The sequence below is a fragment of the Cellulosimicrobium sp. E-16 genome, assembly GCF_049913115.1.
Classification (GTDB): Bacteria; Actinomycetota; Actinomycetes; order Actinomycetales; family Cellulomonadaceae; genus Cellulosimicrobium.
This window is the reverse complement of the sequence record NZ_CP183974.1, coordinates 257,879-275,125: the sequence shown is the minus strand read 5'-3', so window position 1 is coordinate 275,125 and position 17,247 is coordinate 257,879. Positions and strand designations below refer to the sequence as shown.

13 protein-coding genes are annotated in these 17,247 nt (G+C 74.3%); 5 read left to right on the top strand and 8 right to left on the bottom strand.

Annotated elements, in window-relative coordinates:
- Positions 1 to 35: 35 nt before the first annotated feature.
- The 5 genes from ACN9MS_RS01240 to ACN9MS_RS01220 all read right to left on the bottom strand — a co-directional run bounded on the left by ACN9MS_RS01240 (position 36) and on the right by ACN9MS_RS01220 (position 6,885).
- A complete protein-coding gene (locus ACN9MS_RS01240) occupies positions 36 to 3,611 on the bottom strand; it encodes a LamG-like jellyroll fold domain-containing protein (protein WP_426310365.1) in 3,576 nt (1,191 codons plus the stop codon).
- 460 nt (positions 3,612 to 4,071) lie between these two features.
- A complete protein-coding gene (locus ACN9MS_RS01235) occupies positions 4,072 to 4,287 on the bottom strand; it encodes a hypothetical protein (RefSeq protein ID WP_426310364.1) in 216 nt (71 codons plus the stop codon).
- Positions 4,288 to 4,440: 153 nt separating this feature from the next.
- Positions 4,441 to 4,830: a UBP-type zinc finger domain-containing protein gene (locus ACN9MS_RS01230; RefSeq protein ID WP_426310363.1), complete on the bottom strand. Its 390-nt coding sequence runs from the start codon at positions 4,828 to 4,830 to the stop codon at positions 4,441 to 4,443.
- Positions 4,827 to 5,519 (bottom strand): hypothetical protein, encoded by a 693-nt coding sequence (locus ACN9MS_RS01225; protein WP_253691315.1) that lies wholly within the window; start codon positions 5,517 to 5,519, stop codon positions 4,827 to 4,829. Before ACN9MS_RS01225 ends, ACN9MS_RS01230 begins: the two co-directional genes overlap by 4 nt.
- Positions 5,520 to 5,625: 106 nt before the next feature.
- Positions 5,626 to 6,885, bottom strand: coding sequence for a GNAT family N-acetyltransferase (locus ACN9MS_RS01220; protein ID WP_426310362.1), 1,260 nt, complete (start codon positions 6,883 to 6,885; stop codon positions 5,626 to 5,628).
- A 238-nt stretch (positions 6,886 to 7,123) separates the two neighbouring features.
- Here ACN9MS_RS01220 and ACN9MS_RS01215 point away from each other — a divergent pair, with 238 nt between their 5' ends.
- From ACN9MS_RS01215 to ACN9MS_RS01205, 3 genes are all read left to right on the top strand, one after another.
- Positions 7,124 to 7,267: a hypothetical protein gene (locus tag ACN9MS_RS01215; RefSeq protein WP_154797219.1), complete on the top strand. Its 144-nt coding sequence runs from the start codon at positions 7,124 to 7,126 to the stop codon at positions 7,265 to 7,267.
- Between the two features lie 107 nt (positions 7,268 to 7,374).
- A complete protein-coding gene (locus tag ACN9MS_RS01210) occupies positions 7,375 to 10,311 on the top strand; it encodes a helix-turn-helix transcriptional regulator (protein ID WP_426310361.1) in 2,937 nt (978 codons plus the stop codon).
- Positions 10,312 to 10,393: 82 nt separating this feature from the next.
- A complete protein-coding gene (locus ACN9MS_RS01205; RefSeq protein ID WP_426310360.1) occupies positions 10,394 to 11,155 on the top strand; it encodes a 2,3-bisphosphoglycerate-dependent phosphoglycerate mutase in 762 nt (253 codons plus the stop codon).
- A gap of 16 nt (positions 11,156 to 11,171) precedes the next feature.
- Here ACN9MS_RS01205 and ACN9MS_RS01200 read toward each other — a convergent pair whose 3' ends face one another.
- Positions 11,172 to 12,326, bottom strand: coding sequence for a hypothetical protein (locus ACN9MS_RS01200; RefSeq protein WP_426310359.1), 1,155 nt, complete (start codon positions 12,324 to 12,326; stop codon positions 11,172 to 11,174).
- Positions 12,323 to 13,141 carry a SigE family RNA polymerase sigma factor gene (locus ACN9MS_RS01195; RefSeq protein ID WP_426310358.1) on the bottom strand — a complete coding sequence of 273 codons (819 nt, stop codon included), beginning with the start codon at positions 13,139 to 13,141 and terminating at the stop codon, positions 12,323 to 12,325. The genes ACN9MS_RS01200 and ACN9MS_RS01195 overlap by 4 nt, the downstream gene beginning before the upstream one ends.
- A 165-nt stretch (positions 13,142 to 13,306) precedes the next feature.
- Here ACN9MS_RS01195 and ACN9MS_RS01190 point away from each other — a divergent pair, with 165 nt between their 5' ends.
- Both ACN9MS_RS01190 and ACN9MS_RS01185 read left to right on the top strand, forming a co-directional pair.
- Positions 13,307 to 15,454: a SpoIIE family protein phosphatase gene (locus ACN9MS_RS01190; RefSeq protein WP_426310357.1), complete on the top strand. Its 2,148-nt coding sequence runs from the start codon at positions 13,307 to 13,309 to the stop codon at positions 15,452 to 15,454.
- 208 nt (positions 15,455 to 15,662) lie between these two features.
- Positions 15,663 to 16,739: a sigma-70 family RNA polymerase sigma factor gene (locus tag ACN9MS_RS01185; RefSeq protein ID WP_426310356.1), complete on the top strand. Its 1,077-nt coding sequence runs from the start codon at positions 15,663 to 15,665 to the stop codon at positions 16,737 to 16,739.
- 20 nt (positions 16,740 to 16,759) lie between these two features.
- Here the strand turns inward: ACN9MS_RS01185 and ACN9MS_RS01180 are convergent, their stop codons facing one another.
- On the bottom strand, positions 16,760 to 17,242 hold the full coding sequence (locus ACN9MS_RS01180; RefSeq protein WP_426310355.1) for a DUF1269 domain-containing protein: 483 nt from the start codon (positions 17,240 to 17,242) through the stop codon (positions 16,760 to 16,762).
- Positions 17,243 to 17,247 lie beyond the last annotated feature (5 nt).

The following is a 17,247-nucleotide window of genomic DNA, read 5'->3' as shown; positions in this document are numbered from 1 at the left end:
AGGCGGGCCTGGCGTCTGCTGTCAGCGCGTGCCGGTCAGCCGCAGGTGGTCGCGTCGTACGGCGCGACGACCTCCGTGGAGACCTGCGCACCGTCGACCGTGGCCGACGCCGTGATCGTCGCCTCGCCCGCCTCGACGGACGTGCCGCGCACCGCGAACGACTGGTACGCGTTCGCCCCCGGGGCCACGGCGGTGAACGCCTTGGTCCCGAACGGCGTGGCGAGGGTGACGTCCACAGGGACGTCCTCGCCGTTCGTCGCGCGCACCGCCACGTACACCTTGCCCGCGAGGCAGCGCGAGTCGGCCGTGACGGTCACGTCGAGCGTCGGCTCCTCGCCGTCGTCGCCGGCGTAGACCTGGGCGACCTCGGCGTCGGACAGCGCCCGGTCGAAGACGCGGACGTCGTCGATCGTGCCCGGCCAGTAGTCGACGGGGTTGCCGCTCCACTGCCCGCGCCCGATCGTCAGCGGACCGGACGGCGTGGTGCCGCCGCACACGTCGGACTGGCCGACGAGCTCGCCGTTGACGTAGAGCTTGAGCTTCTGGTCGGCCGCGTCGCGGACGCCCACGACGTGGTACCAGTCACCCAGCACGGGCTGCACGACGTACTCCGCCCGCGGCTCCCCCTCGTAGGAGAAGGCCCACCGGCCGCCGCCGCCGTACTGGAGGTAGAACGCGCTCGAGCCGAGCGACGAGTCCTGGCCGACGATCGTCGACCACGCGCCGCCGGGCGTCTTGTCGAGCTGCGCCCAGGCCGAGATCGTGTACGAGCCGGTCGTGTCGACGACGGGCCCCTCGGTCGTGAACGACTGGTTCGTGCCGTTGAGCTTGATCGCGGACCCGCTGTCGCCGTGGCCGGCGACCCACGTGCCCGTGCCCGACGCCGCGTGGTCGCCGACGCCGTCGGCCGCCGTCGTGCCCTGGCCCTCGTCGAACGACCAGCGGCCCGTGCCCGTGAGGCCCGGGGTGCCCGGGTCGACGGGCGCGGAGCCCTGCTTCGCCGCCGCGACGACCCGCTCGTTGACGTCCTTGACGCGCGCGGCGTCCATCTTGAGCACGCGGCGGTCGTACGTGTAGAACCCGTTGAGCTCGTTCTCGACGTCGGAGATCTCCGTGTACACCGAGCCGGACAGGTAGCACTGCGCGGGCCGCACGAGCTTCTCCGTGTTCTGTACGTACGCGTCGGTCAGCGCCTCGCTGTTCGCGACGCCGCCGTACGGGTTCGCCGACACGCCCGGCCACATGTGGCCCGGGACGCTCATCGAGAAGCCGCCGTGCTCGCCGTCGATCGCGGCGCGCGTGGCGTCCGGCTTCGGCAGCGCCGGGCCGGTGTACTGGTGCCAGTCGATGATGTCGCCCGTCTTGGAGTCGCCCTTCGACGCGCAGCAGTTGTAGCCGGAGTGCGTGTTGAGGATGCGGCTCGGGTCGTACTCGTCGATCACGTTGCCGATCCGCGCCGTGTCGGCGAGGTTCCACTCGCCCCAGCCCTCGTTGAACGTGACCCAGCCGACGATCGACGGCACCGAGCGGTGCTGGTCGATGATGTCCTTCATCTCCTGCTCCCAGAAGACGCGGGACGCCGGGTTCGTGTCGCCGTTGTTGAACCAGCCGCTGGGGATGTCCTGCCAGACCATGAGGCCCAGCGTGTCCGCGTGGTAGTACCAGCGGGCCGGCTCGACCTTGATGTGCTTGCGCACCGTGTTGAACCCGAGGTCCTTGTGGGCCTGGAGGTCGAACACGTAGGCCTCGTCGGACGCGGGTGTGTAGATGCCGTCCGGCCAGTAACCCTGGTCGAGCGTCGACATGAGGAACGTCGTCGAGCCGTTGAGCAGGATGCGCTGGACGCCGTCCACCTCGGCGACCTCGATCGAGCGCATGCCCGCGTAGGAGGCCACCGTGTCGGTGCTCGTCGTCTGGCCCTCGCCGTCGGTGAGGGTGACGTCGACGTCGTAGAGGTACGGGTCCTCGGGCGACCACAGGTGCGCGTCCGGGATCTCGACCGCGAGGAGCTCGTTCGCGGCTCCGGTGACGGTGCCGACCTCGGCACCCTCGGCGTCGCGCACGACGGCGGTCACCTCGGCGTCGTCGGACGCGGAGGCCGACTGCGCGGTCACCGCGAGCACGCCCGCCTCGACGTCGGGGGTCGTGACGACGGCGTCGATCGCCGCGGTCGGGACCGGCTCCATCCACACCGTCTGCCAGATGCCCGACGTCGGGGTGTAGAAGATGCCTCCCGGGTTGAGCGTCTGCTTGCCGACGGCCTGGTTGCTGCCGTCCGTCGTGTCGACGGCGCGCACCACGAGCTCCTGCTCGGCGCCCTCGACGAGCGCGTCGGTGACGTCGACGGAGAAGGACTCGTACCCACCGCGGTGCGTGCCGACCTCGGTGCCGTTGACGTACACGGTGGCCACGTAGTCGACCGCGCCGAAGTTGATCCTCAGGCGGTTGTCGCTACCGACGGCCCAGTCCTGCGGCACCTCGAACGTCCGGCGGTAGAACATGTCGTCCTCGCGGCGCTCGATGCCCGACAGCGCGGACTCGACCGCGTACGGGACGACGATCTCCTCGTCGAGGTCGCGGCCGCTCGGCACGGCGTCGTCGGACTCCGCCGCCTCGAACTGCCAGACGCCGTTGAGGTTCTGCCACGCGTCGCGCGTGAGCTGCGGGCGCGGGTACTCCGGCAGGGGATTGGTGGGGTCGAAGTCGTCGGCCCAGGGGGTCTGGATCCGGAAGTCGGACCCGTTGGTGACCGGCAGGTTGAGCGAGCCGACAGCCTCTCCGCCGACGGTGAGGTCGCCCTCGCCGTCGTAGACCAGGCGCGCCGTGGACGCGCGGTCGACGGGCTCGGCGAGCGTGATGCCGAGGACGTCACCCTGCGCCGCAACCTGCGCGACGGGCCACGCGAGCTGGTCCACCTGGACCTTGAGGTGGTCGACGAGGCTCTCGTCGACGCCGCCCGCGGCGCCCTGGAACGTCACGTTGAGGCTCGTGCCGTCGCTCTCGAGCGCGGCCTGCGCGGGGAAGACGACGAAGTCGTCGGGGTACGTGAACGCGTCGGTCGGCACGATCTCACGTTGCTGCGAGGGGCTCTGCCACCGCAACCGGAGGTGCGCGCCGCCGGTGTTCTGGAACATCTCCATGCGGAACGCGTACTCCTGGCCCGCCTGGAGCTGGACCGGCGCGGACGTCTGCTCGACGTCCCAGTCGTCGACCCAGTGGTCGATGACGAGCTGGTCGTCGATCCACAGCCGGAAGCCGTTGTCGCCGATCGCGGAGAACGTGTAGGCCTCGCTGAAGTCCGGCGTGATCTGGCCCGTCCAGCGTGCGGACGTGCGCTCGCCGCGGCCGGTGAGGTCGGCGAACGTCGGGACCAGGTTGGGGAACTCGATCCGCTGGTCGGGGATCGTGGCCTTGAGGTCGGTGAGCGGCCAGCCGGGGCCGCCGGACAGGAAGTACTCGCCCTTGAGGCCGTTGTCGAGCGCGAGGTCCTGGGCCGCGACGTCCTGCGCGCCCGCCTCGTCCGCGGTGGTGGCCGACGGCGTCGCGGTCGCCCCGACCGCCGTCGCCACGGCCAGGGGGACCGTGAGCGCGGCGGCCAGCGCTGCCGCCACGATCCTCGCCGGTCTGCCCCGCGGGGGTGCTACCGCTGTCATGGACTGCATCCGTGCTTCCTCCTCGTCGAGTGAATCCAGGGACTGCTCCGACGCGGCGGCATACCGGGCACCCGTGTCCGGCGGTCACCCTCCTTGGCGCACCGCACGACGTCTCCCCAGAATCAAACAACTTCCACCAGAAAAAGACAACAGGTGACAGCAGGCAACATCCCATCGACGGGCCTCGCAGACCCCGAGAAGCGCCGATCCCGGGGTCGTCGCATCACAGGGTGTGGTGCTGCACTCCGTGCAAGGATCGTCGTGGTGACGGTCTCGTCGTCCAGAAAGAGGCTTCGGGCCCCTTGCCGGGGCTCACGCGTGAGCCCGTAGAGGCGCTGGGCTGGCTGCAGCTGGTCCGGCGTCTCCACGGACGGAGCACGCGCGGTCGTAGGGCGTGGCGGATCCGGCACGCGTGCGGTCAACCCATGTACACCCGACAGTGCGGGCACACCCGGACGGCTTCCTTCGCGTCGAACCCCGAGATCGTGCACAGGTGCTCGCAAACGATGCTCACCTGGTGCGGGGTGGCGGAGGTCGGGATCGCGCCCCAGGCGATGATGTGCAGGACACGGGCGCGGGCGGGTCCGCCGCAGTCGGGGCACACGACGCTGATCCACTTCTCGATGACACTCATACAGAGTCCATCGCTCGACAGTACGCCCACCCTCACTCCCCGAGGGTCGGTGGCGACGCTCGCGGGCTCAGGAGGTCGCCGAGTCGTCGGCTGGTGCCTGCCAGCCGACGTTCTGCGCGGCGCAGCTGGTCGCGGCCCTGGACGACGGCGCCGTCAGCGATGGATGAGGGACGTCCAGTCGGACGGCACGCGGTCGGCAGGCGCGGGCGAGCCCTGCTCCGGCGGGCGCGAGAGCGGCGCCGCGAGGTGCGGGCCGTCGAGCACCTGCGACGTCTCGTAGTCCCAGTACCAGTCCTCGCCGGGCTCGAACGAGCGCATGAGGCGGTGACCGGACTCCTGGAAGTGCGCCGTCGCGTGCTGGGCCGGCGACGTGTCGCAGCACCCGACGTGGCCGCACGTCGCGCAGCGGCGCAGGTGGACCCACCACCCGCCGGCCGCGTCGCACTCGGCGCAGCCCGTGCCGCTGGGCGGGACCGCCGGGTCGACTGCGGCCCAGAGCTGGGCGCCCAGGCTCTCGTCGAGCCCGTCCCCCGTGACGCTCACCGGGTCCCGACGGCGGAGGGCCGCACGACGGGGGCCCACGACTCGGGGTCGAGCGCCGGCGCGGGCTCGGCGTCGTCCCAGGCGCGGCAGTCGTCGATCGTCGCGGCGAGCAGCGCGCGCAGACGCTCGTCCGGGTCCGGCACGCACGCCTCGGCGATGCCCTGCACCGCCGCGGAGATGATGCTCGGCGCGGCGTCGCGCACGAACCGGCTCGGCCGCAGCCGCGCGCCCTCGCAGAACCGCTGCGCCCAGCGCGCCGTGCGCGGGCAGCTCGCGAGCGCGTCCGCCGACTCGGCGCTCAGCGTACCCGCGGGGCGGTCGTCGAGGACGTCGAGCATCTTCTCGGCCCCGATGATCGCGACGGCGAGCGTCTGCTGCCGGTCCGCCGGGGCGATCGGCAGCGCCGCCACGGCGGCGCGCAACGAGATGCGCACGTCCCAGTGGGGGTCGTCGCTCGTCAGCCCGATGACGGACGGGATGAGCGGCGCGAGCTTGGGGCGCTCGGGGTCGACCGTGAGGTCGTTCACCGCGCGCGCCAGCATCGCGAGCAGCGGGTGCGTGCACCGTGGATGGTCGCTCCACCGCTCCCCCGCGAGGTAGGACGCGAGCTCCATGAAGCACGCGCCCTTCTTCGGGTTGCGGTGCTTGCCACGGCCCAGCATCGGCAGCATGTCGTAGGTGTCGGTCACGAGGTCACCCCCACAGGCGGGTCCGGTCCTTCGTCCAGTCTGCGCCGGGGCCGGGTCGTTGGCAACGGGAAGAGTGACCCCGGTCACGTCGGGCGGCGAGGATGGCTCAGAAGATCTCCGCGGTGTGCGCGGTCGGCGACCACGACCAGGCCGCGGAGGCGGCGGCGACCGCGCCGGACGTGTGCTCGACGACGCGCCCCGCGAGCGCGAGGACGTGCAGCGGCGTGGCGCCCAGGTGGGCCGCGCCGAGATCGCCGACGTCCAGCGACAGGTCGGGCCGCGCGTCGGTCCGGCGCACGACGGCGGTGCCGCCCGCCTCGGCGACGACCACGTGCCACCGCCCAGCGTTGGCGGGGACGACGTCGTCGGTCACGTCGAGGACGAGGTCGACGGGCGCGGCGAAGGCACGGGCCCCGAGCGCGCGCTCGACGTCGACGACGCGGACCCACAGTGCCTCGTCGAGGCGCGCGTGCATCCGCCGGTGGTCGACGAGCAGGTGGGCCAGCGGGTCCGGCACAGGACGCGACTCGCACACGAGGGTGCTCAGGAGGTCGAGGTCGAGCAGGTAGCGCCAGAGCTGGGCGTGGGTGGCCGGGTCCGTGGCGCTCACCTCCTGGACGGCGACGACGCCCGTCGGCACCAGCCCGGGCTTCCCCTCGCGGACCCGGTACGCCGCGTACCCGGTCGGGCCGTCGGGGCCGATCGCGACGACGACCTCCGCCGGCGGCCTCCCGTCCCCGCCACCCAGGAGGAACTGCCAGCGGTCCGCGTCGCGCGCGAGGGTCCCGGGTCGCGCGCCCAGGATGCCGTCGTGGATCGCGGTCAGGTGGGGCAGGGCGTCGTCCAGAGACATCAGGTGCAGGCGGGCCGGCGACCGTGCCGCGAGATCTCGCGCGTGCGGCGTGAACGCGGCGCGCGAGAGGTCGACCTCGATCGGCTGCCGCCACGACGCGATCCCGTAGCCGTAGCGTCCGTAGACGCCGGCCTCCGTCGCCCAGAGCGCGGCCACGGCCTCGCCCCCGGCCGCGAGGTCGGCGAGCTGGCGGCGCATCATCGCCGTCATGACCCCGCGACGGCGGTGCGTGGGGGCCACGGTCACCATCCACACCCCGGCGACGGGTTGGAGGTCTCCGCCGGGCATGGTCATCCGCAGCGAGTACGCGCTCGCGGTCCCGACGACGTCGCTCGACGCGTCGAAGGCGACGAGGGTGCGGTCGGCCTCGATCGACCGGCCGGCGAAGACGTCGTCGACGGAGTCCTGCCGGTACCCCCACCCGAAGGCCCGCCACACCACGTCCAGGGCCTGGTCGCGGTCCTCCTGCTCCAGCGGCCGGACGTCGAACGAGGAGGGCGCGGGGGTCGTCATGCCCTGGTGATAGTCCGCGCGGGTCGGCCCCGTCCACCGGAATTCGGGGCGCGGGCGTCGACGGGAGGGTCTGGTGCCTTAGTCGCGACGACCCACCTCAGACGCCGCAGGACCGCGGGCGGGCACCGCCTAAGGCCCCCACCCCCGAACCGTGCGCGGTCGTCCGATGCGACGCCCCGGTGCTCAGGACGAACGTGAGTGTCGGACAGGCAGGGTGCCTGCAGAGACGGGGACGACCATGAGCGCACAGTTCGATCCGACCTTCGAGGCGGATCTCACCTACCGCACGCAGCGACTGCGTGACGAGTTCCGGCACGACGAGCCCTCGCTGCTGCACTGGTGGCGTGGACGCCGTCAGCGCCACGACCGCCCGGCGCGGTGACCGCGCCGCCCGACGCCGTCGACGAGAACCCTCTCGTCGGCGGCGTCGTCGTGTCCGGGAAGGTAAGCAGTGGTCACGTGTCGGTGCACGCTGCGAGGATGGGAGCCGTGCCACGCCCCTCCTCGCGCGCGCCCTTCGTGGCCCGCGCCGCCGAGCTCGACGCGCTCTCCGCCGCGGTCGAGCGCGCGCGCCGGGGCGAGCCCGGGGTGGTGCTCGTGGGCGCCGACGCCGGGGTCGGCAAGACCCGCCTCCTCACGCGCGCGGCTGAGCTGGCCGCCGGGAGCGGCGCGACCGTCGTCTGGAGCCACTGCGTCGACCTGGGCGAGGTCGGCCTCCCCTACCTCCCCTTCTCCGAGGCGCTGACGACGCTGCGCAGCCAGCACCCCGCGGTCGACGAGACCGTGGCCGCACGGCCCGCGCTCGCGCGCCTGCTCGACGCCGGCACGCCGGCGGACGACGAGCAGAGCCAGGGCGAACGCCTCCAGCTCTTCGAGAGCGTCGCGGCCGCGCTCGCCGCGTCGGGGACGGCCGAGGCCCCGCTCGTGCTCGTCGTCGAGGACCTGCACTGGGCGGACCCGTCGAGCCGCGACGTCCTGCGCTTCGTGGTCGCGCGCCTGCGGGCGGAGCACGTGCTCGTCGTCGCGAGCTACCGCGCGGACGACCTGCACCGCCGCCACCCCCTGCGCCCCGTGCTCGCGGAGCTGCTGCGCCACCCGCGCGTCGAGCACGTGCAGCTCTCCCCCTTCACCGAGGGCGAGCTGCGCGAGTTCACCACCGCGCTCGCGGGCGCTCCCCTGCTGCCCGACGCGTTCGAGTCCGTGCGGACGCGCTCCGAGGGCAACGCGTACTTCGCCGAGGAGCTCGTCGAGTCGGGCCTCGACGACGAGCTGCCCTGGTCCCTTGCGGACGTCCTGCGCGCCCGCCTCGAGGTGCTCGACCCGGCCGTGCAGCACCTCGTCCGGGTCGCGTCGGTGTCCGGGCGCCAGGTGAGCGAGCCGCTCCTGCGCGCCGCGCTCGCGCACGACGCCGCGGACGGCGAGACGGCCACCGGGCGCTCGTTCGACGCGGCGCTGCGCGAGGCGATCGCCCACCACGTCCTCGCGATGGAGGGCGACGGCGCGCGCGACACGGTCGTGTTCCGCCACGCGCTGCTCGCCGAGGCGGTCGCGTCCGACCTGCTGCCGGGCGAGCGCGTCGGGGTGCACCGCGCGTACCTCGCCGCGCTCGACGACGACCCCGCGCTCGGCTCCCCGGCGCTGCGCGCCCACCACGCGCTCGCCGCGCACGACCTCCCGGCCGCGCTCACGGCGTCGCGCGCCGCCGCCCGCAAGGCCGCGCGCGTGCTCGCGCCCGCGGAGGAGCTGCGACACCTCGAGCAGGTGCTCGCGCTCTGGCAGGCGGTGCCCGACGCCGCGGCCCTCCTCGGCGAGGACCGCGTCACCGTCGCGCTCGCCGCGGCCGGTGCGGCGAGCCGCGCGGGCGAGCCGGACCGCGCGGTCGCGCTCGCTCGGAAGGTCGTCGAGGGCACCGCCGCCGACCCGATGCGCCAGGCGTCGCTGCGCCACGTGCTCTCCCGCTACCTGCTCGGTACGGAGGAGGTCGAGGAGACCCTCGCCCACACGGAGGCTGCTCTGGCCGTGCTCCCGGAGGAGCCGCCGTCGCTCGACCGCGCGTGGACGCTCGCGATGCGGGCACGCGCCGCGATGAACGCCGACCTCGACGAGCTCGCCGCGGAGGTCGCGGCCCAGGCCCTGGACGTCGCGCACCGCCTCGACGCTCCGGACGTCGAGGCGGATGTCCTCACCACGATGGCGATCCTCGAGGTCGCGGACGACGACCGGGCCGCCGTGCTGCTCGCCCAGGCCAGGGAGCGCGCCGTCGAGGCGGGCGACATCCTCACCGAGCTGCGCTGTTGGTACAACATCGCGGCCAACCGCTACTACGCGGGCCGCATCGACGAGGCGCTCCAGGTGACGGCCGACGGCCTCGACCGGGCGCGCGCGACCGGGCTCGGCTGGAGCGCGTACGGGGTGGAGCTGCGCCTGTTCCGCGACCTCGTGCGCTACGTGCTCGGCGACCTCACGCCCACCGAGACCACGGGCGAGACCATGCCGGAGGGGTCCGCCCCGCAGCTCTCGTGCGTCCAGCTCTACGCGGCGGTCGCGCGCGGCGACGCCGACGCGCTCGCCCGGGGCACGGCCCTGCGGCGGGACTGGTTCCGGGACGGGCAGATCGCGCTCATCTCCGGCGGCTGCTCGATCGACGCGCTCACGTGGGCGGGGCGCGACGAGGAGGCGGTCGCGCTCGCCGTCGAGCTCGTGGACCACCTGGGCCGCACGTGGAGCGACTACTTCCTCGGACGCATCTGGATCTCGGCGCTCGCGCTCGCCGCGCTCGCCGACGCCGCGGACGCGGCGCGCCTCCAGGGCGCGGCCGGTACCGGGCAGGTCGCGGCGCTCGTCGCACGCGGCGACGAGCTGCTGGAGGCGGCGCGCACGACGGCGGAGCGCGGCCGCCCCCGCGGCGGTCGCCTCGGGCCCGAGGGGCGCGCCTGGCTCGCGCGCGCCGCGGCCGAGCACTCGCGCCTCACGGGCTCCGACGACCCGGCGCTGTGGGAGGAGACGACGCGCCTCTTCGACTACGGCTACCGGTACGAGGTCGCCCGCTCGCGCTTCCGGTGGGCCCAGGCGCTGCTCGGCGCGGGCGACCGCAACGCGGCCGAGATCGAGGCGGCGCAGGCGCTCGAGGAGGCCGAGGCGATGGGTGCGGCCCCGCTCGGCGACGCGGTGCGCGCGCTCGGGCGCCGTGGTCGCCTCGACCTGCCCGGGGTCCGGCGGTCCACGACGGCGGTGCTCACCGAGCGCGAGGAGGAGGTCCTGCTGCTCGTCGCGCAGGGCCTGACCAACCGGCAGATCGGCGAGCGCCTGTTCATCTCGGCGAAGACGGTGAGCGTGCACGTGTCCAACGTCCTGGCCAAGCTCGGCGCGTCCGGGCGCGCCGAGGCCGTCTCGCTCGCGCACCAGCGCGGGCTGCTCGAGGTCTGACGCGATGGGCTCGTCGTCCGACCGGTCGCCGGGGGCGTCACCCGGACCGTCGGACGGCGGGGCTGCCGGCACCCTCGTGCTCGTGCGCCACGGGCAGAGCACGTTCAACGCGGGCGACCGCTTCACCGGGCTCCTCGACGTGCCACTCTCGGACGTGGGGGTCGCGGAGGCCGGGCGCGCGGCCCGCCTGCTCGCCGACGCCGTCGCACGCGAGCCCGCCCTGGCGCCGCGCCGGGTCGTCACGTCCCCGCTCGTCCGCGCCTCGACGACAGCCGCGATCGTCGCTGACGCGCTGCCCGGCCCGCCCCCACTGACCGTCGAGTGGCGCCTCGTCGAGCGCCACTACGGCGCGTTCACGGACAAGCCGCGCGACGTCGTCCGGCGCGACTACGGCGAGGCCGCCTACTGGCGCTACCGCCGCTCGTACCTGCACCGGCCGCCGCCGCTCGCGGCGGACGACCCCGCGCGCCCGCTCGTCGACGACACGCTGCTGCGCCTGCCCGACGCCGCGCGCGCCGCCCTGTGCCCCGACGCCGAGTCGCTCGCGGACGTCGTCGAGCGGCTGCGCCCCTTCTGGGCCGCGACCCTCGACGCGCTCGCCCGGGGTGAGTCGCTGCTCGTCGTCGGCCACGGCAACTCGCTGCGCGCTCTGTCGGTGCTCGTGGACGACCTCACGCCCGAGGAGGTCCAGGACCTCGACGTGCCCACCGGCCACCCGCTCGTCCACCGCTTCACGGTCGGGCCCAGCGCCGCGCTCGTCCCCGAGGTCCGCGGCGGCACCTACCTCGACGCGCACGGCGCCGAGCACGCCATCACGGACCTCCGGGCCCGCGGCGGCACGTGACCACGTCGGTGGTCCCTCACCGCTCCATGAACGTCGGCAGCTCCAGGAGGTCGAGCGCACAACGCCGCCAGGCATCGCCCTGCGGCCCCTCGCTCCACGGTCTGAGGTCGAGCGTCGCCGAGCCGTCGGGCACACCGCGGCCCGCGAGGCACGCGTCGAGCAGCCCGACGTCGCCCGAGGGAAGGTCGATGCCGACCGCCTCCACGCGCAGCATGTCGAGCACCGGGTCATCCACCAGCGTGGGGTAATCGCGGTCGACCTCGACGAGCCCGGTGGCAGCGTCGTACCGCACCGCGCACGCCAGCTCGTCCGCCTCGTCCGGGCGAAGGGCCTCACACGTGACGGTCCACTGCTCATTCGTGCCGAACGACATGACCCCCCGAACCTGGGCGGTCCGCTCGTCGGCGTCCAGCAGGGCGGCGTACACGTCGAGGACGACGGTCGGCCCGTCGACGACCTGCGCAGTGGGGAGCTCGAGCGACGTAGCCCGGCCACCGGCCCCGTCAGCGACCTCCGCCGTCAGGCCGACGAACGTCCGGGTCAGGTCGCCGGCGAGGGCGTCGCCGGGCTCGACGCCCACCGCCAGCGTCCGGCCGCTCGCCGGGTCGACGATGACGGACCGCCGTCCGTCGTCGATCACGGTGCCCGCGGGCCGCCCGGCGCGCAGCGCGGCGAGGTCGTCGTCGTCGCCCGCGCGGAGCGTGACGTCGGTCGTGAGGTGGCCCAGGTCGTTCACGACGCGGGCCTCCACGAGGAACCGGTCGTCGCCGTCCCACGCGGGCAGGCCGAGGTCGAGCACGTACGTGCCGTCGTCGCGCAGGTACGTCGCGGGCTCGGAGACCGCGACGACGCCCGGCGCGACGTCGACGAGCGTGGCCCCCGCCGTGACGACCTCGTACCCGGGCGACCCGGTGACGACCTCGCGCGCGAGGTCGCGGAGCCCGTCCGGGCCGCCCGCCGTCACGACGCCCGTGCCGACGAGCCCCAGCGCGACGACGCCCGCGACACCGGCGAGCGACCGGCGCCGCTGCACGCCACGACGGCTCGACCGGAGGACCACGTCGAGGTCGAGCGTCGAGGGTGGGACGGCGTCGTCGGCCGTGCGACGTAGCCGGGCGAGGAAGTCGTCCTCGGGCGGGGTGGGCGCCGGGCTCCCGTTCGCGGGGCTCATCGGGGTGTCCTTCCGGAGGTCCGGGCGGTCGGGGAGGTCTGGGGCGACGGGGCGGTCCGGGTGGTCGGAGCGGTCCGGGTGGTCGGGGCGGTCTGGGTGTCCGGGGCGGTCTGGGTGTCCGGCGCGGTCGGGCCGGGCACGGCGCCGTCGGGCGCGCCGAGCAGCTCGCGGAGGCGGGCGAGGCCACGGGAGGCCGTGGACTTCACGGTGCCGACGGGGATGCCGAGCTCGGCGGCGACCTCGCTCTCGCTGAGATCGAGCAGGTGCCGCAGCACGACGACGCGGCGCTGCTTCACCGGGAGCGTCAGGAGCGCCCGCACGACGGCGTCGCGGTCGTCGACGGAGCCCGCCTGCTCCCCGCCGGCGGGACGGCCCGGTCGTCGGACACCCTCCGCCTGCGTGAGCTCGTCGGGTCCGGCGAGCACCTCTCGCCGCGTGCGGCGCCACGTGTCGACACGCAGGTTCGCCAGCACGCGTCGGGCGTAGGCGAGCGGGTCGCGCTCGCGGGCCCGCGACCACGCGCGGTACGTCCGCTCGAGCGCGTGCTGCGTGAGCTCCTCCGCCCGGTGCCGGTCCCCGGACAGCAGGTACGCCATGCGGTGCAGGGGGTCGCGCGCCTCGCGCATGAACGCGGAGAACTCCTCGTCGCGCGTGCGCCGGGCGACGAGGTCGATCTCGACCACGGACGAGTCGTCCGGCTCGTCGACCCGACCACCGTCCCGGTCGTCGTCCCGGTCGCGGTCGGCTACGACGTCGAGCAGCAGCTCGAGCCTCCCGGCCCGCCCGACGGGTCCGGCCGAACCTGTCGCCGTCACGTCGCCGTCCCTCGCGGGCCGCGCCCGCCGTCGTCTCGTGGTCTCACGAGCGGTACACGCAGCATGCCCACCGGGCGTTCCCTTCTTCCCGATTTCACCCCGTCCGCGCGCCCGGCTGGCGCGGCTTGCACTGTTTGACCGGCCTCGTCCTGGTGATACTGGACCATGACCGACGCCCAGGCGATCCACGAGCTCGCGCAGGCGGGGCTCGCCGAGCCGGTGGCGGACGAGTCGTTCGACCGGTTCGCGCGCCTCGTGCGGCGACAGCTCGGGGTGCCGTCGGCGCTGGTCACGCTGGTCCTCGACGACGAGGCGGTGCTGCCCGGCGCGCTCGGCCTGCCGGAGCCGTACCAGTCCGAGCGCCGCACGCCCCTGAGCCACACGTTCTGCCAGTTCGTCACGAGCGACGCCCGACCGCTCGTGGTCGAGGACGCACGGGTCGTCCCGCACCTCGCCTCGCTCCGCGCGGTCGACGACATCGGCGTCGTGTCCTACGCCGGCTTCCCGATCTTCGACCCGCACGGCCGCGCCGTCGGGTCGCTGTGCGCGTTCGACGGGCGGCCGCGTCCCTGGTCCGACGAGGACCTCGCGACCCTCGCCGACCTCGCGTCCGCGTGCACGTCCGAGCTGCGGCTCCGGCTCGCCCGGGCGCGGGCGAAGCGCATGCAGCGCGTCGCGCTCGCGGCCAACCGGCGGTCCCGCCTCCTGCTGGAGCTCTCCGAGTCGTTCGCCGCCGCGACCTCCGTGCGTGACGTCGCCGAGCGGCTCTCGGCGGTCGGCACCGGGATCGGGGCGCGCTACGCGGGCCTCGCCGTGCTCGACGCGAGCGGCACCCGGCTCGAGTACACGACGCTGGACCACCTGGAGCCGGGCGTCCCGGCATCGTTCCGCCGGATGCGCGTCGACGCGGAGCGGGGCGCGTCGATCGCCGCCCGCACGCGCGAGCCCCTGTTCTTCCGCGACCACGCCCAGTACGCCGCGCGGCTGCCCGAGGCCGCGGCCCTCATCGCGGCCGACGACGTCGAGGCCCGCGCGTTCCTGCCCGTGCTCGCTGGAGAACGGCTGCTCGGCGTCGTCACCCTGGCCTGGGAGGCGGCGCGCGAGTTCGACGACGACGCGGTCCAGACGAAGACCGCGATCGCGTCGTACGTCGCGCACGCGCTCGACCGCGTCCGGCTCCTGGAGGAGCGCCACCGTGTCGCGACGACGCTCCAGGCGGCGATGCTCACCGAGCTCCCGTCGGTGCGCAACGCGGAGCTGGCCGCGACCTACGCGTCGGCGACCCGCACCGACCAGGTCGGCGGCGACTGGTACGACGCGGTGGTGCTCGACGACGACGCGTGCGTGCTCATGATCGGGGACGTCACCGGCCACGACATGCGGGCCGCGGCGCAGATGGGCCAGCTCCGCTCCATGCTGCGCACGTTCGCGTGGTGCCAGGACGAGCCGCCCGCCGTCCTGCTCCGGCTCCTGGACCGGGCCAACCGCGGTCTCGCGCTGCACTCGAGCGGGACGGCGGTCGTCGTGCGGCTCGATCGCACCCCGCACGGTTTCGAGGTCACGTGGTCCAACGCCGGACACCCCGCCCCGCTCGTGCTGCGCGCCGACGGCAGCGTCGAGTCCCTCGACGCGCCCGCCGACCTCATGCTCGGCGTGCTGCCGGGGACCACGCGGCACGACCACCGCGCCCACCTCGCGCACGGCGACACGCTCCTCCTCTACACCGACGGCCTCGTCGAGCGGCGCGGCATCTCGTACGCGGAGCGGCTCGCCGCCGTGCGTGCCGCCCTCGCCGAGCACACGACCACCGCGACGTCCGCGCTGCCCGACGCGCTCGTGCGCCGGCTCGTGTCCGACCAGCGCGACGACGTCGCCGTCCTCGCGCTGCGCGTGCGGCACACGGTCGCGCGCCCGCCGGGCCCGGGCCGGCCGTCGGTCCTGACGCGGCAGGTCGAGCACGGGTCGTCGGCGATCGGGCCCGCCCGCCGCTGGGTGGACGACGTCCTCGAGAGCTGTGACGTCTCCCCGTCGGTCCGCCGCATCGCCATGCTCCTCACGAGCGAGGTGCTGACCAACGCGGTGCAGCACGGCGCGGCCCCGGTCGAGGCCGAGCTCGAGGTGGGGCACCGCGTGCTGCGCGTCGCGGTGCGGGACGGCTCGGCGACGCTCCCCCGGCTCCGGTCCCCCCGCCCGGACGAGACGGGCGGCCGCGGCGTGCAGTTCCTCGAGCGCTGCGCGTCACGCTGGGGCGTCGACGCCCTCGACGGCGCCCCGGGCAAGACCGTGTGGTTCGAGCTCGACCTCGGTGACTGAGCCCCGTCACCGATCCCCGGGCTCGTCCTCACCGCGACGCCGGCCCGGGAGCGCCGCTTTCAGCAGGGGCTGTGCCGTGTCGGAGGGCGGAGGTAGCGTGTGTGAGGTGGGCCACTCCCCCATGGCCCGTGCGACCTCGTGACCCACACGAGAACCCTCGTGACCCCCTCGACACCGTCGAGACCATCGAGTCCTGAGAGGCAGCGCCATGACCGACCTCGCCACCCCGACGAGCCTTCGCCCGGAAGCCCCCGCGACCGCGACCGCCCCCCTGCCCGAGCGCGCCGACCTCGACGCGGTCCTCGACGGCCACCGCCGCGAGATCACGGGCTACTGCTACCGCATGCTCGGGTCCTCGTTCGAGGCGGACGACGCCGTGCAGGAGACGTTCTTGCGCGCGTGGCGCTCCTACGACCGGTTCGAGGGGCGCTCGTCGCTGCGCTCCTGGCTCTACCGCATCGCGACGAACGTGTGCTTCGACGCGCTGGGGGCGCGCAAGCGGCGCGAGCGGCCCATGGGGCTCGGCGGCCCGCAGGCGCCGGAGGCCGAGAACCTGGGCCAGGTGCTCCCCGAGGAGACGTGGGTCGAGCCGGTCCCCGACGACCGCGTGCTGCCGCACGACGGTGATCCGGCGCAGGTCGCCGTGGGCCGCGAGACCATCCGGCTCGCGTTCGTCGCCGCGCTGCAGTTCCTGCCGCCCAAGCAGCGCGCCGTCCTCCTGCTGCGCGAGGTGCTGCGCTGGCAGGCGAGCGAGGTGGCGGAGCTCCTCGACACCTCCGTGGCGTCGGTGAACAGCGCTCTCCAGCGAGCACGAGCCACGTTGGCGGCACGGGCGCACTGGGACAGCTCGGGGCTCGGCGAGGACACCGAGCCCCAGCCCGCACCCGTGGCGTCGAACGCCGGGCTCGGCGACGAGGAGCGGCTGCTGCTCGAGCGCTACCTCGACGCGTTCGAGCGCTACGACATGGACGCGCTCGTCGCGATCCTCCATGAGGACGCGACGCTGTCGATGCCGCCGTACCCCCTGTGGATGAAGGGGACCGCGGACATCGTGACGTGGATGACCGGCCCCGGCCACGAGTGCGAGGGCTCCCGCATGGTCCCGGTGGCGGTGAACGGCACGTTCGGGTTCGGCCAGTACCGCCGTGCGGCGGGCGGCGGGCACGAGCCGTGGGCGCTCCAGGTGATCGAGACCGCGGACGGGCGGGTGACGGCGATCAACGCGTTCCTCGACACGGCCTCGTGGTTTCCGCTGTTCGGCCTCCCCGCGCGCCTCGACGACTGAGGGCGCGCGGGGAGGGCCCGTCAGTCGAACGTCTCGAGGAGCGTGCTCCGCTCGGCCTCCGTGAGGTTCGTGGCGACGAGCTTGCCGTGCACGCCGTGGAACCGCTCGCCCACGCGGTCGAGGTCGCCGTCCTCGGTGACGACGAACAGCGCGGACGACCCGGGCGTGACGCCCTCGCGGATGCGGTCGAGCTGGTCCTTGTCGATCCCCACGGCGGCCATGGCCTTCGTCGACGCCCCGATCGCCGCACCGGCGGCGGCGCCCAGGATGGGTGCGAAGAAGATCGACCCGAGCAGCAGGCCCCAGAACGCGCCCCAGCCCGTGCCGCGCCACTCGTCCTGGTGACCGTGGCGCGTCGTCGGCTTCGCCGCGCCCTCGGGCCACGACACGACGGCGGTGTCGACGATGCGGATCGCGTGCTCCGAGGCGGAGTCGTGCAGGATCCGGGACGCGGTGTCCGCGCCCTCGGGGGACTCGAACTTCCAGACGGTGAACGTCGCCATCGCTC

What these genes read in the sequence shown, in the direction of transcription:
- ACN9MS_RS01235 (WP_426310364.1), bottom strand. Translation starts at nt 4,287, where the DNA reads ATGAGTGTCATCGAGAAGTGGATCAGCGTCGTGTGCCCCGACTGCGGC.
- ACN9MS_RS01220 (WP_426310362.1), bottom strand. Translation starts at nt 6,885, where the DNA reads ATGACGACCCCCGCGCCCTCCTCGTTCGACGTCCGGCCGCTGGAGCAG.
- ACN9MS_RS01215 (WP_154797219.1), top strand. Translation starts at nt 7,124, where the DNA reads ATGAGCGCACAGTTCGATCCGACCTTCGAGGCGGATCTCACCTACCGC.
- ACN9MS_RS01200 (WP_426310359.1), bottom strand. Translation starts at nt 12,326, where the DNA reads ATGAGCCCCGCGAACGGGAGCCCGGCGCCCACCCCGCCCGAGGACGAC.
- ACN9MS_RS01190 (WP_426310357.1), top strand. Translation starts at nt 13,307, where the DNA reads ATGACCGACGCCCAGGCGATCCACGAGCTCGCGCAGGCGGGGCTCGCC.
- ACN9MS_RS01185 (WP_426310356.1), top strand. Translation starts at nt 15,663, where the DNA reads ATGACCGACCTCGCCACCCCGACGAGCCTTCGCCCGGAAGCCCCCGCG.
- ACN9MS_RS01180 (WP_426310355.1), bottom strand. Translation starts at nt 17,242, where the DNA reads ATGGCGACGTTCACCGTCTGGAAGTTCGAGTCCCCCGAGGGCGCGGAC.